At 57.7% G+C, this 16756-nt stretch carries 19 protein-coding genes; 10 read left to right on the forward strand and 9 right to left on the reverse strand.

Annotated features, from left to right (window positions below; all coding sequences use genetic code 11):
- Nucleotides 1-7 precede the first annotated feature (7 nt).
- The 3 genes from ACA063_RS07265 (at nucleotide 8) to ACA063_RS07275 (ending at nucleotide 2404) form a co-directional block, all read left to right on the forward strand.
- Nucleotides 8-337 (forward strand): 3-phosphoglycerate kinase, encoded by a 330-nt coding sequence (locus ACA063_RS07265; protein WP_162436886.1) that lies wholly within the window; start codon nucleotides 8-10, stop codon nucleotides 335-337.
- A 264-nt stretch (nucleotides 338-601) separates the two neighbouring features.
- Nucleotides 602-1201, forward strand: a complete 600-nt coding sequence (locus tag ACA063_RS07270; RefSeq protein ID WP_497665328.1) for an FMN-dependent NADH-azoreductase — start codon at nucleotides 602-604, stop codon at nucleotides 1199-1201.
- Between the two features lie 336 nt (nucleotides 1202-1537).
- Nucleotides 1538-2404 (forward strand): carboxylate/amino acid/amine transporter, encoded by an 867-nt coding sequence (locus tag ACA063_RS07275; protein ID WP_497665329.1) that lies wholly within the window; start codon nucleotides 1538-1540, stop codon nucleotides 2402-2404.
- An 82-nt stretch (nucleotides 2405-2486) separates the two neighbouring features.
- Here ACA063_RS07275 and ACA063_RS07280 read toward each other — a convergent pair whose 3' ends face one another.
- Nucleotides 2487-3785, reverse strand: coding sequence for a mechanosensitive ion channel family protein (locus ACA063_RS07280; protein WP_497665330.1), 1299 nt, complete (start codon nucleotides 3783-3785; stop codon nucleotides 2487-2489).
- 193 nt (nucleotides 3786-3978) lie between these two features.
- Here ACA063_RS07280 and ACA063_RS07285 point away from each other — a divergent pair, with 193 nt between their 5' ends.
- Complete coding sequence (locus ACA063_RS07285; RefSeq protein ID WP_090181378.1) at nucleotides 3979-5325, forward strand: DEAD/DEAH box helicase; 1347 nt, start codon at nucleotides 3979-3981, stop codon at nucleotides 5323-5325.
- A 142-nt stretch (nucleotides 5326-5467) separates the two neighbouring features.
- Here ACA063_RS07285 and ACA063_RS07290 read toward each other — a convergent pair whose 3' ends face one another.
- The gene (locus ACA063_RS07290) at nucleotides 5468-5743 is read right to left on the reverse strand and encodes a hypothetical protein (RefSeq protein ID WP_162436882.1); all 276 of its coding nucleotides are present in this window, start codon (nucleotides 5741-5743) and stop codon (nucleotides 5468-5470) included.
- An 88-nt stretch (nucleotides 5744-5831) separates the two neighbouring features.
- Nucleotides 5832-6563 (reverse strand): DUF899 domain-containing protein, encoded by a 732-nt coding sequence (locus ACA063_RS07295; protein ID WP_497665331.1) that lies wholly within the window; start codon nucleotides 6561-6563, stop codon nucleotides 5832-5834.
- 177 nt (nucleotides 6564-6740) lie between these two features.
- Between ACA063_RS07295 and ACA063_RS07300 the strand changes: the two genes are divergently transcribed.
- On the forward strand, nucleotides 6741-7130 hold the full coding sequence (locus ACA063_RS07300; RefSeq protein WP_497665332.1) for a transcriptional regulator: 390 nt from the start codon (nucleotides 6741-6743) through the stop codon (nucleotides 7128-7130).
- A gap of 124 nt (nucleotides 7131-7254) precedes the next feature.
- On the opposite strand, the gene ACA063_RS07305 is transcribed toward ACA063_RS07300, so the two are convergent.
- The 3 genes from ACA063_RS07305 to ACA063_RS07315 all read right to left on the reverse strand — a co-directional run bounded on the left by ACA063_RS07305 (nucleotide 7255) and on the right by ACA063_RS07315 (nucleotide 9314).
- Nucleotides 7255-8124, reverse strand: coding sequence for a DUF6279 family lipoprotein (locus ACA063_RS07305; RefSeq protein WP_497665333.1), 870 nt, complete (start codon nucleotides 8122-8124; stop codon nucleotides 7255-7257).
- A 77-nt stretch (nucleotides 8125-8201) separates the two neighbouring features.
- Nucleotides 8202-8918 (reverse strand): TorF family putative porin, encoded by a 717-nt coding sequence (locus ACA063_RS07310; protein ID WP_497665334.1) that lies wholly within the window; start codon nucleotides 8916-8918, stop codon nucleotides 8202-8204.
- 207 nt (nucleotides 8919-9125) lie between these two features.
- A complete protein-coding gene (locus tag ACA063_RS07315) occupies nucleotides 9126-9314 on the reverse strand; it encodes a PFL_1563 family small protein (RefSeq protein WP_017337097.1) in 189 nt (62 codons plus the stop codon).
- A gap of 348 nt (nucleotides 9315-9662) precedes the next feature.
- On the opposite strand from ACA063_RS07315, the gene ACA063_RS07320 reads away from it, so the two are divergent.
- The 3 genes from ACA063_RS07320 to ACA063_RS07330 all read left to right on the forward strand — a co-directional run bounded on the left by ACA063_RS07320 (nucleotide 9663) and on the right by ACA063_RS07330 (nucleotide 12057).
- The gene (locus tag ACA063_RS07320) at nucleotides 9663-10499 is read left to right on the forward strand and encodes a CvfB family protein (RefSeq protein WP_194690697.1); all 837 of its coding nucleotides are present in this window, start codon (nucleotides 9663-9665) and stop codon (nucleotides 10497-10499) included.
- Nucleotides 10500-10565: 66 nt separating this feature from the next.
- Complete coding sequence (locus ACA063_RS07325; RefSeq protein ID WP_497665335.1) at nucleotides 10566-10958, forward strand: DUF2177 family protein; 393 nt, start codon at nucleotides 10566-10568, stop codon at nucleotides 10956-10958.
- A 166-nt stretch (nucleotides 10959-11124) separates the two neighbouring features.
- Nucleotides 11125-12057 (forward strand): DMT family transporter, encoded by a 933-nt coding sequence (locus ACA063_RS07330; RefSeq protein ID WP_194690696.1) that lies wholly within the window; start codon nucleotides 11125-11127, stop codon nucleotides 12055-12057.
- Here ACA063_RS07330 and ACA063_RS07335 read toward each other — a convergent pair.
- Nucleotides 12002-13183 (reverse strand): MFS transporter, encoded by a 1182-nt coding sequence (locus ACA063_RS07335; protein ID WP_497665336.1) that lies wholly within the window; start codon nucleotides 13181-13183, stop codon nucleotides 12002-12004. The genes ACA063_RS07330 and ACA063_RS07335 overlap by 56 nt on opposite strands.
- A 103-nt stretch (nucleotides 13184-13286) precedes the next feature.
- On the opposite strand from ACA063_RS07335, the gene ptrR reads away from it, so the two are divergent.
- Together ptrR and ACA063_RS07345 are read left to right on the forward strand one after the other, a co-directional pair.
- On the forward strand, nucleotides 13287-14180 hold the full coding sequence (gene ptrR, locus ACA063_RS07340) for a putrescine utilization regulator PtrR (protein WP_497665337.1): 894 nt from the start codon (nucleotides 13287-13289) through the stop codon (nucleotides 14178-14180).
- Nucleotides 14181-14319: 139 nt separating this feature from the next.
- Complete coding sequence (locus ACA063_RS07345; RefSeq protein ID WP_003184145.1) at nucleotides 14320-14448, forward strand: PA1414 family protein; 129 nt, start codon at nucleotides 14320-14322, stop codon at nucleotides 14446-14448.
- A gap of 351 nt (nucleotides 14449-14799) precedes the next feature.
- Here ACA063_RS07345 and ACA063_RS07350 read toward each other — a convergent pair whose 3' ends face one another.
- Nucleotides 14800-15051: an acyl carrier protein gene (locus tag ACA063_RS07350; RefSeq protein ID WP_497665338.1), complete on the reverse strand. Its 252-nt coding sequence runs from the start codon at nucleotides 15049-15051 to the stop codon at nucleotides 14800-14802.
- A 171-nt stretch (nucleotides 15052-15222) separates the two neighbouring features.
- Entirely contained in the window at nucleotides 15223-16602 is a 1380-nt protein-coding gene (locus tag ACA063_RS07355) for a sodium:solute symporter family protein (RefSeq protein ID WP_497665339.1), read from the reverse strand.
- Nucleotides 16603-16756: the final 154 nt, after the last annotated feature.

Consider the following 16756-nt stretch of genomic DNA (forward strand, 5'->3'; position numbering starts at 1 on the left):
CTGCCGAATGAAAAAACTTTGTTGTGTCGTGTCAGGTTGCGTATTGCTGGCGATGCTGCCGTTGACGGCTTTTGCTTATCCGATCGATGTGCAGAAACAGTTGAATGGTTTGAGCATCGACTACAACGCCTACGACACGGATAACGACATCGCGTCCATTCAGGTCAACAACTACGGCACAACCGATGCCACCTGTAAGGTAGTTTTCAGCAATGGCCCCGAAGCGCCCCGCACCCGCAAGATCGATGTGCCGGCTGGCAAACACAAAAATGCGACTGCCAAGTTCACCCGCACCATCATCAAAATGCGCATCGACCTGACCTGCACGCCGAAATAGTCCGGAATCCGGAGGCCGAGGAAGATGTTGCAGGAGTGAGCCTGCTCGCGATAGCGGTGTGTCAGGTGCAGAGATGTTCATGACACACCGCTATCGCGAGCAGGCTCACTCCTACAGGATGCAGGCTCATCCTCATCGGTATGCTCTGGTTATAAACGAATTTATTGATGGGTTATAGCAGTTATTTGCGCTTTTTCATCGATATGGTTCTGTTTAACCTTCACTCCATCGCCTTACAGCATTCTCAGATGGAGCCTACATCCCATGTCACGCGTTCTGATCATCGAAAGCAGCGCCCGTCAGCAAGACTCGGTTTCCCGTCAACTGACCCAGACCTTCATCAGCCAATGGAAAGCCGCGCACCCGGCTGACCAGATCACCGTACGTGACCTGGCCGTCAACCCGGTGCCGCACCTGGACATCAACCTGTTGGGTGGCTGGATGAAGCCTGCCGAGCAACGCAATGACATCGAGCAGGTTTCCCTGGAGCGCTCCAACCAGCTGACCGACGAACTGCTCGCTGCCGACGTGTTGGTCATGGCCGCGCCGATGTACAACTTCGCGATTCCGAGCACCCTCAAAGCCTGGCTCGACCATGTGCTGCGTGCCGGCGTGACCTTCAAGTACACCGACACCGGCCCTCAGGGTTTGCTCTCTGGCAAGCGTGCTTATGTACTGACTGCGCGCGGCGGTATCTACGCTGGCGGCCCGGCGGATCATCAGGAACCGTACCTGCGTCAGGTCATGGCGTTCATCGGTATTCACGACGTGACCTTTATTCACGCTGAAGGCATGAACCTGGGCGGTGACTTCCAGGAGAAGGGCCTCAACCAGGCCAACGCCAAGCTTTCGCAGGTCGCCTGACCGTTTAATCGCCAGATAATCGCTGGATGTTCTAGTGACCTGGCGCAACCCTTCAAGCCTGTACGCGCATCGACCTCCCTTTGCACTTGTTGCTCCTGAGTGCTGCAGCCCGATTGAACGCTTTAGCGAGATCGGGCTTTTTTTTGCCTGAAATTTAGTGAAACGGCACAGATCCTTGTGGGAGCTGAGCTTGCTCGCGATGGCGGTGTGTCACTGGGTATCAATAGTGGATGTGCCGCCGTCATCGCGAGCAAGCTCGGCTCCCACAGGGTTTTGGGGTTCTCGCGATAACGGGCAAAACCCGCTATCGTCGCCGCCATTCAAAATGAGGCGCACATGGGCTATCTACTTTTTGTCACGCTGATTCAGGCGTTTTCCTTCAGCCTGATCGGCGAATACCTGGCTGGGCATGTCGACAGTTACTTCGCGGTATTGGTGCGTGTGGTGCTGGCGGGACTGGTGTTCATCCCCCTGACCCGCTGGCGTTCGGTGGAACCTGCGTTCATGCGCGGCATGTTGCTGATCGGTGCGCTGCAGTTCGGCGTGACGTACGTCTGCCTGTACCTGAGTTTCCGCGTGTTGACGGTACCGGAAGTGTTGCTGTTCACCATCCTCACGCCGTTACACGTGACTTTGATCGAGGATGCGCTGAATCGGCGCTTCAATCCTTGGGCGCTGGTGGCGGCGTTGGTGGCGGTGCTCGGCGCCGCGGTGATTCGCTACGACCGGATCAATCCGGACTTCTTCATGGGCTTCCTGCTGCTGCAACTGGCCAACTTCACCTATGCCGCCGGGCAGGTACTTTATAAGCATCTGGTGGCGCGGCACCCGAGCGATCTGCCCCATTACCGGCGTTTTGGTTACTTCTACCTGGGTGCACTGGCGGTGGCGTTGCCGGCATTTCTATTGTTCGGCAAACAAAATTTCCTGCCCGAAGCACCCCTGCAATGGGGCGTGCTGGTGTTCCTGGGCCTGGTCTCCACCGCGCTCGGGTTGTACTGGTGGAACAAGGGCGCCTGCATGGTCAACGGCGGCACGCTGGCCGTGATGAACAACCTGCATGTGCCGGTGGGGTTGCTGATCAACTTGCTGATCTGGAATCAGCATGAGGAATTGGGGCGGTTGTTTTTCGGGGGGATGGTGATTCTGGCAGCGGTGTGGATCAGCCGGTTGGGTATCAAACCACACGCTCAACCCGTGTAGGAGCTGGCGCAGCCTGCGATCTTTTGATCTTGAAAATCAAAAGATCGCAGGCTGCGCCAGCTCCTACAGGGTTTTTCAGAGGCTACATGATCTGTTTTTCTTGCTCGGGGATGTGGCTTGCGCCGAGTATTGCCGGAAGTAAACCGGCCCTGAGGTCGCTACCGCTGGGCTGCTGATAAAGGCTCAAGCCAAACTCCGGCAGCACCGCCAGCAGGTAATCGAAAATATCCCCCTGGATCCGCTCGTAATCAGCCCACGCCGTGGTGCCAGTGAAGCAGTAAATCTCCAGCGGTATGCCCTGGGCCGTGGTCTGCATCTGGCGGACCATGCAGGTCATGTTCGGCTGAATCTCCGGGTGGCTCTTCAAATACGCCAGCGCGTACGCGCGGAAAGTGCCGAGGTTGGTCATTCGCCGACGGTTGGCCGACATTGCCGCGACATTGCCCTGTGCTGCGTTCCAGGCCTTCAGTTCGGCCTGCTTGCGGCCGATGTAATCCGTCAACAGGTGTACCTGAGACAGGCGCTGCTCCTCGTCATCACGCAGAAAGCGCACGCCGCTGGCGTCGATGAACAGACTGCGCTTGATCCTGCGCCCACCGGACTGCTGCATGCCGCGCCAGTTCTTGAACGACTCGGACATCAGGCGCCAGGTCGGGATCGACACGATCGTCTTATCGAAATTCTGTACTTTCACCGTGTGCAAGGTGATGTCCACCACATCGCCGTCGGCGCCGACTTGCGGCATTTCAATCCAGTCGCCGACCCGCAACATGTCGTTGCTGGTCAGCTGCACGCTGGCGACGAACGACAGCAGGGTGTCCTTGTAGACCAACAGAATCACCGCCGACATGGCACCCAGACCGGACAGCAGCAACAACGGCGAGCGATCGATCAGCGTGGCAACGATGATGATCGCGCCAAACACGTACAAGACCATTTTTGTCAGTTGTATGTAGCCTTTGATCGAACGCGTGCGGGCGTGTTCGGTGCGTGCGTAGATGTCCAGCAGTGCGCTGAGCAGGGCGCTGAAGGCCAGCAGCAGGAACAGAATGGTGAATGCCAGCGCGACATTGCCGAGGAAGATCAGGCTGGTCTTGCTCAGCTCCGGCACCAGGTGCAGGCCGAACTGAATCACCAGCGATGGCGTCATTTGCGCCAGTCGATGGAAAACCTTGTTGTGGCGCAGGTCGTTCAGCCAATGCAGTGCCGGTTGGCGACCGAGCAACTTGGCCGCGTGTAAAATCAGGTAACGCGCCACTCGTCCGAGGACCAGCGCAATCACCAGCAACACCATCAGCGCCAGGCTTGAATGCAGGAGCGGGTGCTGATCAAGCGCCCCCCAAAGGTCTTGGACGTTGAGCCAGAGCTGTTTGATATCCATAAGCAAAAACGGTTCTTCTGTAGGACGCGACAGGGCGATTAGAGCATTTAAGACGCTTTGTATTACGTCTGGAGACAAATAAGGCAACAAAATAACCACTGATTAGCGCCGTTTGTATAAAGAAACTCGGCCTCGGCGCTCGAAACCGTTACCCTATGCAGCTGTTTTTTTGTATTTCTCCGAGGTAGCACCCGTGTTTTCCCAATTCGCCCTGCACGAACGCCTGCTCAAAGCCGTGGCCGAGCTTAAATTTGTCGAGCCAACGCCTGTGCAAGCAGCGGCTATTCCGCTGGCGCTCCAAGGGCGTGACCTGCGGGTGACAGCGCAAACCGGTAGCGGCAAAACCGCTGCTTTCGTTTTGCCGATCCTCAACCGTCTGATCGGTCCGGCCAAGGTTCGCGTCAGCATTAAGACCCTGATCCTGCTGCCGACCCGCGAGCTGGCCCAGCAGACCATCAAGGAAGTCGAGCGCTTCGCGCAGTTCACGTTCATCAAGTCCGGCCTGATCACCGGCGGTGAAGACTTCAAGGTCCAGGCCGCCATGCTGCGCAAGGTGCCGGACATCCTGATCGGTACGCCGGGCCGGATGATCGAGCAACTGAACGCCGGCAACCTCGACCTGAAAGAAGTCGAAGTACTGGTGCTCGACGAAGCCGACCGCATGCTCGACATGGGTTTTGCCGAAGACGTCCAGCGTCTGGTCGAAGAGTGCACCAACCGTCAGCAGACCATGCTGTTCTCTGCCACCACCGGTGGTTCGGGCCTGCGCGAAATGGTTGCCAAGGTGCTGAACAACCCAGAGCACCTGCAACTCAATAACGTCAGTGACCTGAATGCGACGACCCGTCAGCAGATCATCACGGCTGACCACAACCAGCACAAAGAACAAATCGTGAACTGGCTGCTGGCCAACGAGACCTATCAGAAGGCCATCGTATTCACCAACACCCGTGCCATGGCCGACCGCATCTACGGTCGCCTGGTGGCTCAGGACTACAAAGCGTTTGTCCTGCACGGCGATAAGGACCAGAAAGACCGCAAACTGGCGATTGACCGTCTGAAGCAGGGCGGCGTGAAGATCCTGGTTGCCACCGACGTTGCTGCTCGCGGCCTCGACGTGGAAGGTCTGGACCTGGTCATCAACTTCGACATGCCACGCAGCGGCGACGAATACGTGCACCGTATCGGTCGTACTGGCCGCGCCGGCAACGATGGCCTGGCCATTTCGTTGATCTGCCATGGCGACTGGAACCTGATGTCGAGCGTCGAGCGCTACCTCAAGCAGAGCTTCGAGCGCCGCACCATCAAGGAAGTCAAAGGCACCTACGGCGGACCGAAAAAGGTCAAGGCTTCGGGCAAGGCTGTTGGCGTGAAGAAGAAAAAGGTCGACGCCAAGGGTGACAAGAAGAAAACCGGCGCCAAGGCGCCCACCAAGCGCAAGATCGCCAATCGGCCGAAAACTGACGCCTTGTCGCTGGTCAGCAAGGACGGCATGGCGCCGCTCAAACGCCGCAAGCCGGAAGCGCCGGCTGCTGAATAAGCACGTTTAGCGCCCCATAAAAAAACCCGGACCGATGTCCGGGTTTTTTTACGTCAAAAGATCGCAGGCTGCGCCAGCTCCTACAGGGAATTGCAATCTCATGTAGGAGCTGGCGCAGCCTGCGATCTTTTGATCTGTTCTTTTAGCCTTCAGCCTTCTTCTCAGCCGAACCCAATTCCTTCAGCCGCTGATCAATCAACTGACACTTGTCCGGCAAGTCCGCGCTGGCCGTTCCCAGGTCCATTTTCTGCAGTTCGGCATTGATCTCCTTGGCTTTCGCCGGATTCTGCTCGGTCAGCTTGGTGACTTCCTTGGCCAGTTGTTCGCGCTTGGCGGTGGCTTCCTCGGGCGTGCAGGCCCAAACGGGCAGGGCGCACGCGAGGGTGGCGGCGAGGGTGAGTTTCAGCAGGGTTTTCATGGGCAGGCCTCAGTTCCGGTTAAGGCGGGATAACTGGTTGAGGGTTGAAAACACCAAAAAGTTCATCAGCACCGCTCGCCCATCGCTGCTAGCTGTGACAGCAACTTGAGGACGCCTTTTCTTCATAGCGGTCGTGATGCCGCACCCACTCCATGATTTCCTCCTCATTGCGCCCCTTCGGCGTCAGATCCAGGTAGTTGTAGGCGCCGACCAACATGTCCAGGCCGCGGGCATAGGTGGAATAGGTGTGGAAGATCTCTCCCGCGTCGTTGCGATAAAAGACGCTGAGGCCGGGGAGTTCTTCTTCCGCGCCCTCGGATTTTTCGTAGTTGTAGGTGGACGTGCCGGCGGCGACTTCGTCTGCGCGGGCGGAGACGCCAAAGTCATAGTTGAAATCGCATCCGGCTGACGATACCCAGTCGAATTTCCAGCCCATGCGTCGTTTAAAGTCCTGAAATTCGGCAAACGGCGCATGAGAGACCGCGACCACCGCAATGTCATGATGCGCCAGGTGCTGATTGGCGCCGTCAATGTGGTCGGACAGGAATGAGCAGCCGGAGCAACCCTCTTTCCAGCCCTCACCAAACATGAAGTGATAGATGACCAATTGACTGCGCCCGTCAAACAGATCGGCGAGTTTTAATTCGCCATTGGGCCCCTGAAAGCGGTAGTCCTTGTCGATTTTTACCCAGGGCAGCGCGCGGCGTTCAGCGCTGAGTTTGTCCCGTTCCCTGGTAAAGGCTTTTTCGTTAGCCAGGTGTTGTCGGCGGGCGGCGAGCCATTCTTCTCGGGACACGACCGGGTGATTCTGAACGTTCATGAGAGATTCTCCTGCGAGCAGCGGGGAGGTGACTTACACAGACTAGTCGTTGCGCCCTGGCGTGATTCGACATGCCGCCGGTCGGCGTGGTTGAAAACCTCGGCTGAACGGCTGCCCAACGCGCAGGTCACACTTTATGAAGGCCATCTCACTCTCTGGCTTGGAGGTTGAATCAGGATGACGACTTATAACTGGGATCTAATCGAGCGCCTGCTGCACGAAGTGCAAAACGGCGCGAGCAGCTTTACGCCACGACCTTACGCCGAGCAGTACGCCGCGGAAAAAGCCTCGGAAGGCGAACAAACTGAAAACCTCGATCACCTGAAAGCGGTGGCAGGCGAGTATGAAAAGTTACTGCTGGAGCGCGGATATATTGAACCTCGGCCTGAAGAGCAGGGCGGTACAGGCTCGAATTACATTTTGACGCCCCGTGGCTCGAGCCTGTTGAGCCTGATCGACAGCAGCATTCCGGGCAAGGATCATCCACGGCAGGTGCTGGATGAGCAGGAAGATGCGCTGGATGAGCTGACATTTGATGAAGTAGCGTCGAAAGCGCAGATTGCCTGAATATTTCAGACGCTCAGGGTGGGAGCGAGCCTGCTCGCGATGGCGGTGTTTCAATGAACATCGTTGTCGCCTGCCAAACCGCTATCGCGAGCAGGCTCGCTCCCACATTGGTCCTGGGTTGAGATTAATTTTGTTGTGCGGCCTTTAAACATTTCAAGTCGTTGAAATCCTTCCTCACCCCATCGATCTTTTTCAGCAAACGCTGACGTTGCACCGGCGTGCTCTCTGCCATCAAATCAACAAACAATCCCCGCGCCTGGGCTTCTGTTTTGGCATAGGCCTCGCGGTAGGCCGGCGTCCACAAACTCTCGCGATTCACCAGAAGCGTCTCGATTCTTTGTGGGAATTCGGGACTTTGCCGTTGCGCAACGGCTGCGCTGAATTGCTTCTGCCAATGAACGCGGTTGGCGATCCATTGGGTGTTCTGGTCACCCAAGGCCGTTGACCAGGCGATGACACGTTGCCGTTGGGTTTCACTCAAGGGGCCGAGCCAGTCGTCCAGGCGCTTTTCCATCCGCTGCGCACGCTCTTTGATCTGCTGATCGAGAGACGGTTTGAGGTATTCCTCCTGGCGTTTGCGCTGATCCTTGGCGAACGCGTCGTTCATCTCCGCGACTTGTTTGTCGTCCAGTCCTTTCAACAACTCAATGGCCGACGGGGTGATTTCACGAGCGGTCTGGGCGATGGCCGCTTTGGCTTCCTGGGTGCGGGCTTGCAGGGCGGCATCGGTCACCTGATTGGTTTCCACCATCCCCTGTAACCGGTCCAGCCAATCCAGGTAGCCGGGCAACTGCGTGGTGCAATGCCAGCTCAGGTGCTCCTTGAGGCGTTCGTTGAACCAGCCTTTCTGCTCGCCGTTCATGTCCAGGTAGTCGCTGAGCGTCCACGGGATGATCACATCGAGGTTGCGATAGGCCAGCCCGACGCGACTGCAGGCGCCGAGAGCAAGGCTGAGGGTGATAACGACGGCGAGATATTTTAACCAGCGCGACATGGGCGAGTCCTTGCGAAAGCCTGGCTTCTTGAGGGGATGCTCATGTGAACGCAGGATGAGCCTCGCAGTTCAGCCTATCAATAAAAGGCGCGTTCAGCCTTGAGGGTCACCAGGCCGTCGCACTGGCTGTTGTGCCCGGAATAGGCGGAGCAGTCGTTGCCGCTGAGGTTGGAATCGCTATAGATCAGGTCCAGGTCAATGCCCATGAACGGGCGAGACAGTTGCACCGACCAATCGGTGAAGCGGCCTATGTAGCCGCCATCGACGGAAACTGGCGCGTTGAGCTGGTGGGTGGTGTATTTCATGCTGATCCCGATGCCAAAGGGCTGGTTGCCGCCAAGATCTGCGAAGACGGTGCTGTTCTGTTTGTCCGGGTCGTTGCTGAAGGCCGCGCCGAATCGGCTGCCCAGAAACGTCAGGCCGCCGAAAAGCTCCTGGCTGTCGAGCGTGTCCACTTTCGGATAGCTGTAATGGATCATGCCGACTTCGTAGCCGAGGGTTTGGTCGAAGGGTTGTTTAAAACCTACGTAGGAATCCACCTCGAGGTTTTTTCCCGGACTCAGCCCCATGCTCGGCGCCCATTGGCCCACATAGAATCCGCTGTCGTGACTCAGGTCCAGGCCTCCATGGAAGGAACCGGTGCTGGCGGGTTTGACCAGCCCTTGAGCCATGCTGCGGCTTGGGGTCGTGCCGAGTTTCAGGTCGAAGTCGCCCAATTCACGCTGAAAAATTTGCGCATTGGCGACCGAGCACGACAGCAAGGTGCCGAGCAATATGAGGGGGGGCTTGAGCATGCGTCACTCCATGAACAGCGAGGAGCAGGAACCAAAAACCTACGCAAACGCTTGATCTAGACGTGTGCAAGCATACCGGCGAATGCTCGGCTTCGAAGGCCGTTCGTCGATTTTTGAAATATTGATTTGTTTGGGAGGGTGTTGCGGGGAGGTTCCAGTCCAGGCGCTTTGAAGCTCAAAGCACCCAGGGACCAGTTGCAGCGGGTGTTACTTTTTGCCCAGCGTGATCTGCTTGGACGGGCCGAACGTCTGGCCGCTGACGCCTTTGGCAATTTGCTGGATTTCGCCGCCAGACTTGAGGAACGCAGCGATCTGGTTGTTGATCGATTCGCTGGTTTCAACGGCTGGAGCAGGCTTTGCTTTGCTGTTGGATGCTTTTACACGCATGGCGGCCATTAACCTGTAGAAAATTAACTTGGCCATGCATCGTACAGGAAATACTTGACAATTGCTTGGCAAATATCCCTCTGAAACTCTGGAGCCGGGCTGAAGTGTCGTCGGGAAACTGTCTTCGTAATATCACCCTAAGCTGCTGTTTTAACTAAAAACGTGCCTCTGAAAAATGCGATTTATAGCGGCGATGCCAGAGCAATATTCATCTGCATGTCAGACGAGTGGCCGCTCTGTCCCTGAAATCCGAAAAAACCAGTCCTTAGACCAGATTTTCTGTCGCCGCTGGACCGGCCGGTGAGCGCGGCCCGCAAAACCGGGTAGAATGCCGCCCACGCAATGAGGGTATTGGACATGGCTTTAGTCGGGCGTTACAACAGTTTGCAAGTGGTTAAACACACTAACTTCGGTTTATATCTGGACGGTGGCGCGGACGGCGAAATCCTTCTGCCTAATCGTTATATTCCCAAAGATATTCCCAGCGAAGATGAAGACTGGCTCAACGTTTTTATTTACCTGGACAGCGATGACAAACTCATCGCAACGACTGAAAAACCGAAAGTTCAAGTCGGTGACTTCGCCAGTTTGAAAGTAGTTGAAGTCAACAGCATTGGTGTCTTCCTGGATTGGGGTTTGCCCAAGGATCTGCTGCTGCCGTATTCGGAAGAAAAACGTCAGATGACGGCTGGCGAGTATGTCGTGGTGCACGTTTATCTCGATAAACACACCCGCCGCATCACCGCGACGGCACGTCTGGATCGCTACCTGGACAAGACCCCGGCCAACTACACGCCGGGCCAGGAAGTGAATTTGCTGGTAGCCGAAGCGACCGATATGGGCTTCAAGGCGATCATCAACAACAAGCACTGGGGCTTGATTCACAAGAATGAAATCTTCAAGTTCATGCGTGCCGGTAAAGAAGAGAAGGGTTTCATCAAGGAAGTCCGTCCCGACGGCAAGATCAGCTTGAGCCTGCAACCGGTTGGCGAAGAAGCCGCCACCAGCCTCAACTCGAAGATCCTCGCCAAGTTGCGTGAAAACAACGGCAGCCTGCCGGTCAGCGACAAGAGCGATCCGACCGTGATCAGCAGCCTGTTTGGCGTTAGCAAAGGCAACTTCAAGAAAGCCATCGGTGCGTTGTACAAGAACGGCCAGATCGTGATTCATGCGGATCGCATTGAACTAAGCTGACCTCGACACGGCCTCCTGTAGGCGCTGTCCGTAGCAGCGCCTACATTGGCTTTGGGGTCGCAAATCATGAAAAGAATGTTGTTTGCCTACGCAGGCACCTTGCTGGCGTTTCTCGTGCTCGACGGCCTCTGGCTGGGCGTGCTGATGGCGCGCACGTATCGGTCATTGATCGGTTCGCTGATGCTCGACCGGCCGCTGCTGGCCCCGGCTGCGGTCTTCTACCTCCTGTATGTGCTCGGTTGCGTGGTGTTCGTCGTGCTGCCGGCGACGAGCTGGCAACGTGCGGCGGGTATGGGCGCGTTGTTGGGGCTGGTCGCATACGGCACCTATGACCTGAGCAACTGGGCGACCCTGAAGGGATGGTCTGCGCAGCTGGCCTTGATGGACATGGCGTGGGGCGCGCTGCTGACCTGTGTTGCGTGCACCGTTGGCTATTGGGCAATGCGCAAAGCCGGGTGATGACGCAACCAGAGATTCAAATGTCTCTTGCAGACGCTATTTCCTGCCCGATTGGTTAATAATCGAACGTATAATTTTTCGCCCCGACGCCATTGCTCAATGGAGGGTCGAGGCTTTGCGTTGACTGACGAGTTTCTGCCATGGATTGTGTTGTCGAGGTGTTCCGGTGAGCGCCACCCGGCGTAGCGCCGATGGGTTCGCCCTGCAAGTCATGCTCGGTTTATGCCTGATTTGGGGTGTCCAGCAGGTCATGATCAAATGGGCGGCGCCGGATATTGCCCCGGTCATGCAAGCAGCGGGGCGGTCGGGCATTTCCGCCGTGCTCGTAGGATTGTTGATCTGCTGGAAAGGCGGCTGGGACCAGGTAAGTGCCACCTGGCGCGGCGGTTTGCTGGCCGGTGCGCTGTTCGGGCTGGAGTTTTTTTTCATTTCCGAAGGCCTGCAACTGACGACAGCGGCCCACATGTCCGTCTTTCTGTACACCGCCCCCATTTTTACGGCGCTGGGCGTGAACTGGCTATTGCCCAGCGAACGTCTGAGGCCGGTGCAATGGCTGGGCATCTTTCTGTCCTTTATTGGCATCGCCGTCGCGTTCGCCGGTGGCGTTTCCTGGGACAACCTCGATCGGCGCATGTTGATGGGGGACGCGTTGGGCGTACTGGCTGGCGCTGCGTGGGGCGCGACAACCGTGGTAGTGCGCGCTTCGCGTCTATCAGAAGCACCGGTGACCCTGACGCTGTTTTATCAATTGATGGTCGGCTTCGTCGGCCTGCTGCTGATTGCGATCATCAGCGGCCAGGTGACACATGTCAGCCTGACCACCGTTGCGGTGGCCAGCGTGCTGTTTCAGGGGCTGATCGTCTCGTTCTTCAGCTACCTGACATGGTTCTGGCTGCTGCGCCGCTACATGGCGGCAAACCTGGCTGTGTTTTCGTTCATGACGCCGTTGTTCGGTGTCACCTTCGGCGTTGTGCTGTTGGGCGAAGAATTGAGCCTGAACTTCGTCATTGGCGCGGTACTGGTATTGCTTGGCATCACGTTTGTCAGTGCTGAGCAGTGGGTACGCCGTCGTTTGCGCAAAGCCCTCGGGCAGTCGTGACCGCACTGATCGACAGTACGCCCGCGATCAGCAGGCCACTGCCGGCGAAGATCAATGCGGCTTGCAGGCCGCCACTGAAATGGCTGCTCAGCGCGGCCAGCAACGGGCCGGCGAGCTGACCCACGGCAAAGCAGGCGGTCAGCAATCCGGCGTTGCGCTGCGTGGCGTGTGGCGCCAGCTCCCGGGAGCGTTGCATCACCAATTGCATGCAGGCCAGGAAAGGTGTGCCACACAAGATGACGCCCAGCGCCAGGCCCAGGCCGCTGCCCAGCAGGCAAGCGAAAACCCCTGCCGCTTGCAGCAACAATGTCGCCATCAACCAATGCCGCGTAGCGTCCGGATTGTGCCGACGCAAACTGACCACGACCACGCCAGTCGCTGCCGCCAGTCCAAAGCAGGGCCAGAACAGGTCGGCCTGCCATTGCCCATGAAATTGCGCATTGGCCATTTGCGACAGGAATGTGGCCGGGATGATGTAGCCCAGGCCATACAAGCCATAGATCACGCCTAGGCGGCCGATGCCCGGGGTGCCTGTGGGGACGTCATTGATCGGTGTCGTGACGTTCGCGACTTGCTGCGGCAAAAAGGGCAGGATCGCCAACAACATCACCAACCCGACGCCGGCATACACCAGCCACAGCGTCGCGGACGTCTGGCCCAGCAGGTTCGAGGCCAGCGCCAACAGTCCTGTCAGAAAAATACCCAGGCCGGGTCCGGCAAATACCAGCGCACCGAGTCGTGGGCGACCGGCTGCCGCTGCCAATGGCTGGCTCAATGCGGTGATCATGACCAAGACCCAGGCGCTGGCGACGCCGGTGCCGAAGCGCAATAGCAGATGGGACCAGAAACCACTGGCCCAGAAAGACGCCAGGGTCAGCAGCACACACAGCCACAAACCGCCCAAAAGACGTCGGCGAACCTGCTCAGGGCGTCGGGAAAACATGGCGTCCACGGCACCGACGAAATAGCCCAGGTAGTTTGCGGCAGCAATCAGGCCCGCGGCGGTCAGGTCTATCTGACCTTCGCTGATCAAATGCGGTAATTGCGGGGTGAGGGCGAAACGGCCGATGCCCATGGCCATCATGAGCGCGATGAAACTGGCGAGTAAGCGAATCAGGGGAGACATGGTTTGAGTTCCGGCAGAGGATCAATGACCGTCAGGCTAGGACTGATTGACTTTCTTTAAAAATGAATAATAGTGAGTAACTTGTTCTTATTTGGAGAATGGCGTGGAATTCAGTCAATTGCGGATCTTTCAGGCCGTCGCCGAAGAAGGCTCGATCACCCGAGCGGCTGAGCGCCTGCACCGCGTACCGTCGAACCTGTCGACCCGGCTCAGGCAGCTGGAAGAGCAGCTCGGTGTCGAACTTTTCGTCCGCGAGCGTCAACGTTTGCAACTGTCCCCTGCGGGAAAAGTCCTGTTGGACTACACCGCCAGGCTGTTTAGCCTGCACGACGAAGCACAGGCCGCCGTGCAGGGCGGGGAGCCGGCTGGCGACTTCGTGCTTGGCACGATGTACAGCACCGCCGCCATCCACCTTCCAGCGTTGCTGGCGCGCTATCACCGCAGTTACCCGGCGGTGAACCTGCAAGTTCAGTCAGGGCCCAGCGGAGAATTACTTGAAGGCTTACAGACCGGCCGGCTCGATGCGGCGCTGGTGGACGGTCCGCTGGAACTGGCCGGGCTCGACGGCGTGCCGTTATGCGACGAGCGGTTGGTGCTGATCAGCGAGGCTGATCATCCACCCGTGCGCAGTGCCCTGGATGTGGAGGGGCGTTCGGTGTTCACGTTCCGCCAGGGCTGCTCATACCGCATGCGACTGGAAGCCTGGTTCGCCCATGACCACGCGGCCATGGGACGGGCGATGGAGATTGAGTCTTATCCAGGGATGCTCGCGTGTGTGATCGCAGGCTCTGGTGTGGCGCTGATGTCAGAGTCGATGCTGGCCAGCCTGCCGGGGCGCGAAAGCGTGGCGGTGCACCCATTGTCCGAGCCGTTCGCGAGCGCGACCACTTGGTTGATGTGGCGCAAAGGCATGGTGGGTGCCAATCTGAATGCGTGGATCGAACAGCAACAAACGGTCTATCCGTCGGCAACACATCCGGTTCAGGCGATTGCTTGAGCTCTCACTTAATGATTTGGATCAATTCAGTAACAGATCATTGCGACTTTTGCCGAGCATTACGTAGGACTTCGGACTATTATCAGTGCGAAGCGGCTACAGAATTCCGGCCGCTCGGCACTACCCTGAAGGGGGCACCATGAAAGAGAAAATCCAAAATTGGCTGCACGACCTGGGTGTCGCACTCGGTTTGATCGAACCGCCTCTGCAACCTGTGCCAATCCGTACTGACGACGAGCAGCGTCGACGCCAGCCACGCCGCCGGTAATACAGACGAAGGCCTGTTGTAGCGAGTGCGCTCACTGTGGCAAGGGAGTTTACTGTGGCGAGGGAGTTCACTCCCGCTGGGCTGCGCAGCAGCCCCATTTCACCGCCAACATCTATCTGATAGAACAGAAAAAGCTTACGACTGCTTCGCCGCCGAGCGGGACGGTGCGACGATTCGATGAACTCCCTCGCCACAGTTCCGTTCCGTCAGTGCTTTAGGTAAAACATTCCTCCAGGTTCGGTTCCGTCAGTGCTCTAGGTAAAACACTCCACCTGGCTCGACTCCGTCAGTATCCTAGGTGAAATATTCCATCAGATCCGGTTCCCGCCAAAGGCATTGGCGAAACACTCCTCAATGCCTCTCTATCTCAATTAAAAAACGGCTCAAGTCATTGGCCGTTTTTGCGTTTCTGAGCATCTGATCTTCCTCACCCGTAAACGCGGTCAATCCCAGCTCATCCTCCAAATGGAAGATCAGCTCTTCAATTTCCTCTTTATCCAGTCCCAACGCCTCCAGGCTCGCGTTGTCGTCGAAGTCATCCTGAGATTCCAGTAAGCGGCTGATAAAGCGATGCACGGCGGCACGAATGGCGGCTCTTTTCATGGTTGTTCTTCGAGGGCGTTATTGTTGTTTTCCCTGGTGTTGAGTACAGCAGGCTTGCGCTACTCAAGCCCTGCCGCTCGTCTGCGCAGTACTTTTCTGCAGACGAAAAAAAACGGGTGTGGCAACCGACGCCACACCCGTCGAAGAAAACATCAAGGCATTCTTTTCAGATTAAAGTGCGCTCGCCACCATGGTCGGGCGACGGGACATCAGGCTGACCACCACGAAACTCACCAGGCCGACGCCCAGGCTGTAGTAGATCGGCGTGTTGGCATCCAGACCATCCTTGAACATGAACACGAGTGCAGTGGCAAAGCCCATGCCCATACTGGCGATGGCCCCTGCGGTGGTTGCACGTTTCCAGAAGATCGCCCCCATCAGCGGAATCAGCATGCCGCCCACCAACAGGTTGTAGGCCAGCGTCAGTGCGCTGATCACATCGTTGACGACCAGTGCGATGCCGAGCACCACGATGCCGGTCAGGAAGGTGAACAGACGGTTGATGCGCAGGCTCGACTGTTTACCGCCACGCAGTTTCGGCAGCAGGTCTTCGGTCAAGGTGGTGGAGGCGGCCAGCAGGCCGGCGCTGGCAGTGGACATCATCGCTGCCAGGGCCGCTGCGATCACCAGGCCACGGATGCCGTCCGGCAAGGACAGTTTGACGATGGCGGCGAAGGCGTTGTTGACGTTGTCCAGGTCCGGAATCAGCACGTGAGCGGCCATACCGATCAGGGCGCAGGCCAGTCCGTAGAGGATGCAATAGAACCCGGCGAAGGTGCCGGCGTACTGGGCAATCTTTGCGGTCTTGACGGTGAACACGCGCTGCCAGATGTCCTGGCCGATCAGGATCCCGAAGAAGTAGATCATGAAGTACGTGATGATGGTGTCCCAGCCGATGGTGGTGAAGCTGAAGGCGGTCGCCGGCAGTTTCAGCACCAACTCGTCCCAGCCGCCAACGCGGTACAGGCAGATGGGCAACAGGATGAACATCAGGCCAACCGTCTTGATCACGAACTGGACAATGTCGGTCAGGGTCAGGGACCACATGCCGCCAATGGCCGAATAGACCACAACCACGCCACCGCCGAGCACTACCGACATCCAGAATGGCAGGCCGAACAGCACTTGCAGCACGGTGCCGATGGCGAGGATCGAGGTCACGCCGATCATCAAGGCGTAAGCCAGCATGATCGCCGCGCTCGCCGAGCGGGCCATCGGGTTGTAGCGTTTTTCCAGGACCTGGGTAACGGTGTAGATCTTCAGCTTCAACAGCGGTTTGGCGAGGAACAGGTTCAGCGCCACGATCCCGCAACCCAGTGCGGCGCAGAGCCAGAAACCGGAGATGCCATGGACGTAGCCCAGGCGCACGGTGCCGACGGTGGATGCACCACCCAGCACAGTCGCGGCCATAGTGCCCATGTACAGGGTCGGGCCGAGGTTACGACCGGCGACCAGGTAGTCTTCGTTGGTCTTGGCCTTGCGCATGCCGAAGTAGCCGAGAACCAGCATCGCGGCGGCGTAGATGAGTACGACGAATAAATCCAAAGCCATGATGGCGTGTCTCCGATTGTCTTTTTTATGGTGAGGCTGAAAAGCAATGTGGCAATCAGGCCGTTTTTTGTGGCGAGGGAGCTTGCTCCCGCTGGGCTACGAAGTAGCCCCAAATCCTGCAACCGCGTTTCTTCATGAGAAACACCGTTAGCCT

The organism is Pseudomonas sp. LBUM1643 (assembly GCF_059716215.1).